Raw genomic sequence first — 4,640 nt, 5'->3', positions numbered from 1 at the left:
TTTACTCCTAATGAAGATATGGTGAATGACCAATTTAAAGTATTATATTTGGGAATAAAACAGTTCAGTTTAAAAATATTTAACAGATGGGGGCAAATTGTTTTTTCAACATCAAATCCTGAAATTGGTTGGGATGGGAAATATAATGGAAAAGATTGTCCCGTTGGTAACTATTTCTATATCATTCAAGCAGTAAGCAATAATGAAAAATTTCATTATAATGGTTCAATTAACTTAATACGATAAGAGGCACTAATTATATTTTTCATATCATTTTAAATTTATTCTTCCACTTTCTTAATGAACTTCAATGGAACTTCAGCTAACATTGTTTGTCCTATTCCTTCTATTTCTATTGCTACTTTGTGTTTGCCATGTAACTCAACGAGCGAGCCTTTAATTCCTTTTAGCGAACCTGTTTTTACAAGCACAATATCGCCTTTTTTCAATTCTTTTGAGCTAACTTCAACATCAAAATCCGAATCAATGACTCTCTTTATTATTTTAATTTGATCGTCAGGAATCGCTTCAATATTGCCTGAAAAATTCACAAAAGTTACTACACCATCAGTTTCATAAGTCTTTATGTAATCTTTGTATCCAATTCTTACAAATAAATATGATTTAAACATTGGCTCTTCAATCCATTTTTTCCGATCAGCCCATTGCTTTAATATTTTTTGCATTGGCAAATAATTTTTGATATTTCTTTCGTTTAAGCGTTCGGAAATTATTTTCTCATGACGTGATTTTACATATATTGCATACCACTTTTTCTCTTTTGGAATACCTGCCATTAGCTTTTTCTTTGATGCAAAATTAGTGATTGTTTTGTAAAAAAAATAAATTCAAATCCTAAATTTCAAAAAAATGAAAATTGTAATTTATTTGTTTTTATGCAAAAGCAAATTCTTTGTATTAGCTTTGCATCTTATTCATTATCTTTATTTTTTAAAAGAAATGTATTTAGTGCCTCTAAGAAAACTATCAAATTTTATGATTTCTAAGATTTTTGACCTGCCTTTGCCGTCAGGCAGGTGAGATTTTTATTTTTTGAGACGAGGCGATGCCTTAGCATCAGTGAGTTGAGAAAGATAAAAATATCGCAAAAAGATAGGAATCTAATTTTGCAGAGTTTTCTTAGAGACACTATTTATAGAACTTTCCTTAAATTACAATATTTTGAAAATCATCTTAATCCTGTTAAAAGTCTAAACGAATGAAAATAAACAACAAATATTATAAAGGAATTTGGAGAGATGAAAAAAATGGAGAAATAAACATTATTGACCAGAGAAAATTGCCTTTTGAATTTGTAATAGAAAAAATAACAACTGTTGATGAATGTGTTTTTGCAATAAAAGAAATGATAGTTAGAGGTGCACCATTAATTGGAGTAACAGCCGCATGGGGGATGTATCTCGCAACAATTGAGGCAAAACAAAACGACAACTTCGATGAACATTTGAAAAAATCAGTCAAGAAATTAAAATCATCACGACCTACAGCAGTTGACTTATTTAAAGCTATTGATAAACAGATTGTTGAAATTTCAAAATGTAAAAATCCTGAAGAAAAAATAAAAATTGCAGAACAAATTGCAAGAGAAATAAGTGATGAAACTGTTGCATTTTGTAAAAAAATCGGAGAGTACGGATTTGAGATAATAAAAAAAATATCAGAAAGTAAAAATGGAGAGGCTGTAAATATTCTTACCCATTGCAACGCAGGATGGCTTGCTACTGTTGATTATGGCACAGCAACAGCACCAATTTATCTTGCTCACGATAAAGGAATAAAAGTTCATGTTTGGGTGGACGAAACACGCCCGAGAAATCAAGGGGCAAGTTTAACCGCTTTTGAGCTTGGAGAGCATGGTGTTCCTTACTCAGTGATTGCAGACAATACAGGAGGGCATTTAATGCAACACAAAATGGTTGACCTTGTGATTGTTGGTACCGACAGAACAACAAGAACAGGAGATGTAGCCAATAAGATTGGAACTTATTTAAAAGCATTAGCAGCTTTTGATAACAATATTCCTTTTTATGTTGCAGCACCTTCTTCAAGTATTGATTTTAAAATAAAAAACGGACTTACGGAAATACCGATTGAAAAACGAAATGAAGATGAAGTAAAATATATTTCAGGCTTACATGAAAATAAAATAAAAAAAATATTGTTAACACCACAAAACAGTAAAGCAGTAAATTATTCATTTGATGTAACTCCTGCACGTTTTGTAACAGCATTAATTACTGAAAGAGGAATTTGTAAAGCGAATGAAAAGGGAATCTTGGAGCTATTTCAAGAAAATAAATAATTATTAAAAAAAATAAAATGAGTGAAGAAAAAGGATATATAAAATTTAATTGCGATTGGGAAAAGAAAAATGTTATTTCTGAAAAAGAAATTGAAGAATTGAATGAATATCGTGATAAACTTTACTATAAAAACTTAATAGGAGCCTTTGAAAATAAGGTTGGATTTGGGAATATTAGTGAAAGGATAAAAGGAACAAATAAATTTATAATTACAGCTTCAAAAACCGGAAATTTTAAAAAGCTTTTATCAAAAAATTATTCAAAAGTTACTGAGTTTGATATTGATAAAAATACAGTAAAATGTTACGGACTTTCAATAGCTTCATCCGAATCACTTGCACACGGAGCTATTTATGAGGCAAAGCCTGATATCAATTCAGTAATTCACATTCATGATTTTGATATTTGGAAAAAATATCTTGATAAATTGCCAACCACAGATAAAAGTGCATTGTTTGGTACATCAGAAATGGCGAATGAAATAAAAAGAATTTTAAAATCAGAAAAATTAAATCCAAAAGTAATTGTTATGGGCGGACATGAAGAAGGGATAATTTCTTTCGGGAAAAATATTGAGGATGCCTTTAATGAACTTATGAAAATATTTAATTAATCAGCTACTTTGTACAATATGATTTCTAATTTCAGCAATAAAGGCAAAAACCCTTCTTATACCGAAAGGTTATCATAGCTTGTACCGAAATTTTGCGGTACAAACTATGCTAATCCATCGGCATAGTTTACTCCCGTATTTATTTCGGGGATACTAGATTCTTTTTAATTAAATTGATGATGGTTTAGTATTAACTCTTACTTCTAAATTGCCTTTTCAAAGTGGAAAAATAGTGCTGTTTCTTTTTTGTGATTCACCCCTAATTCACATCTGATAACAATATCATAGTAAGTAACAAAGTCGAAACCAAATCCTGCTCCAAGCAACATTCTATTAGTCATTTCATAATTTTTGAAGCTTAAATTATCATACATATATGCAGCATCAACAAACACTTTGGGATACAATACCAGAGGTACATTGTTGAATTTTTTCAAATTTTGAAACTTATTAATGTAAAAATCCCTATCGATAAGTTTAAATTTCATTTCATTTTTTACCAATAAAAAAGCTTTACCACGAACCAAATAATATTCATACGCACGAGGATAAATACCATGATATCCAAGCACAGGGGAATTATAAAAATTCTGATCTTTGAGTGATGAAAAATTAAACATTGATTTTCCAGCATAATATATTCTATTACCAAAATTTTTATAATACGAAATACTTGCTCCAATTGTAATTCGGTTCATATCGTTAATAATGCCTAATCCGTCTTTCCTTAGTAAAAAATCTACAGAATATCCTTTTTCAGGATAAAAGTGAATATCTGTATGATTGCTATTGTAATTGTACCAGAAACTAAAATAACTTTGACTTGGCAAATTACTACCAAAATAATTAGAGTTAAGCCCCACAATTGTATCACTTATTTTATTGTTATTAAATGACAAGCCAAGCAAATGAATATTTCTTATTTTATTCCTTCTTGAAAAAATAAAATCTAAAATATTTCTTTGTCTTACAATTGATTGATTTTCCAAATATAGCAGTTTGTTTTGAAGATTAATTCCATAAGCTATTTCATGATTATTTTCATGATATGCATTAATTTTCAAGCCTGTTTTCTGATTTTTGTCAATGTAAGGTATTAAATATTCAAGTTTAAATTTTTGCGAATACCCAAACTGCAACTGAAGTGTTAAATCTTCATCCATTCCACGACAATTATGCTGGATAAATTTTAATCCGTATTCCAATCTGTCTATTTCGTGATTATGATCAACCCACCATTCGTTAGGGCTTCTATCCGCTAGTTCCAAAATAGGAAAAACAAATGTAAACCATCTTTCTTTTACGTAAATATCAAAACTAATCTCATCCTTTTTGTTAATAGAATATTTTATCTCAATATCAAGAAATAAACTTGTGTTAAAAATATCCTTTTCAGTTTTTGTTAAGCAACTATCAAGTTCCGATTTTAAAATTGTATCATTTACTGAAAAAACTATTTCTCTCAAAATTATCTTCTCTTTTGTTTTTGTGTTTCCATGAATGTTTATCTCTTTTACAGTTAAGGAATCACCCGAATTCAAAATAAATTCATTGGGTTTATCAACTTTTGCAGGATTGCAAAAATTTAAGAGTAATGATATGATAATATTGAGTATAAACATTTGTAAAAAAGAAAGCTACAAAGGTAATGAATTGTAATTGATTGCGTTCTCATAAAAAAATAATTTGTTATCAAATAAATA

The 4,640-nt window shown here is 29.1% G+C and carries 5 protein-coding genes; 3 read left to right on the top strand and 2 right to left on the bottom strand.

All coding sequences use genetic code 11. The annotated features are described in order from the left end of the window. Positions 1-246, top strand: a 246-nt coding sequence (locus U9R42_02960) for a gliding motility-associated C-terminal domain-containing protein (protein MEA3494975.1), incomplete at its 5' end; no start/stop codon positions are given. 35 nt (positions 247-281) lie between these two features. Here U9R42_02960 and U9R42_02955 read toward each other — a convergent pair. Then, entirely contained in the window at positions 282-797 is a 516-nt protein-coding gene (locus tag U9R42_02955; GenBank protein ID MEA3494974.1) for a UpxY family transcription antiterminator, read from the bottom strand. A gap of 422 nt (positions 798-1,219) precedes the next feature. Here U9R42_02955 and mtnA point away from each other — a divergent pair, with 422 nt between their 5' ends. Further along, a complete protein-coding gene (mtnA, locus tag U9R42_02950; protein MEA3494973.1) occupies positions 1,220-2,323 on the top strand; it encodes an S-methyl-5-thioribose-1-phosphate isomerase in 1,104 nt (367 codons plus the stop codon). A 17-nt stretch (positions 2,324-2,340) separates the two neighbouring features. Next, positions 2,341-2,937, top strand: coding sequence for a class II aldolase/adducin family protein (locus U9R42_02945; protein MEA3494972.1), 597 nt, complete (start codon positions 2,341-2,343; stop codon positions 2,935-2,937). A gap of 203 nt (positions 2,938-3,140) precedes the next feature. Here U9R42_02945 and U9R42_02940 read toward each other — a convergent pair whose 3' ends face one another. Continuing rightward, positions 3,141-4,559 carry a POTRA domain-containing protein gene (locus U9R42_02940; GenBank protein ID MEA3494971.1) on the bottom strand — a complete coding sequence of 473 codons (1,419 nt, stop codon included), beginning with the start codon at positions 4,557-4,559 and terminating at the stop codon, positions 3,141-3,143. Positions 4,560-4,640: the final 81 nt, after the last annotated feature.

The sequence above is a fragment of the Bacteroidota bacterium genome (assembly GCA_034723125.1).
GTDB lineage: Bacteria > Bacteroidota > Bacteroidia > CAILMK01 > JAAYUY01 > JAYEOP01.
This window is presented reverse-complemented; position numbering and strand designations above follow the sequence as displayed.

What these genes read in the sequence shown, in the direction of transcription:
- U9R42_02940 (MEA3494971.1), bottom strand. Translation starts at nt 4,559, where the DNA reads ATGTTTATACTCAATATTATCATATCATTACTCTTAAATTTTTGCAAT.
- U9R42_02945 (MEA3494972.1), top strand. Translation starts at nt 2,341, where the DNA reads ATGAGTGAAGAAAAAGGATATATAAAATTTAATTGCGATTGGGAAAAG.
- mtnA (MEA3494973.1), top strand. Translation starts at nt 1,220, where the DNA reads ATGAAAATAAACAACAAATATTATAAAGGAATTTGGAGAGATGAAAAA.
- U9R42_02955 (MEA3494974.1), bottom strand. Translation starts at nt 797, where the DNA reads ATGGCAGGTATTCCAAAAGAGAAAAAGTGGTATGCAATATATGTAAAA.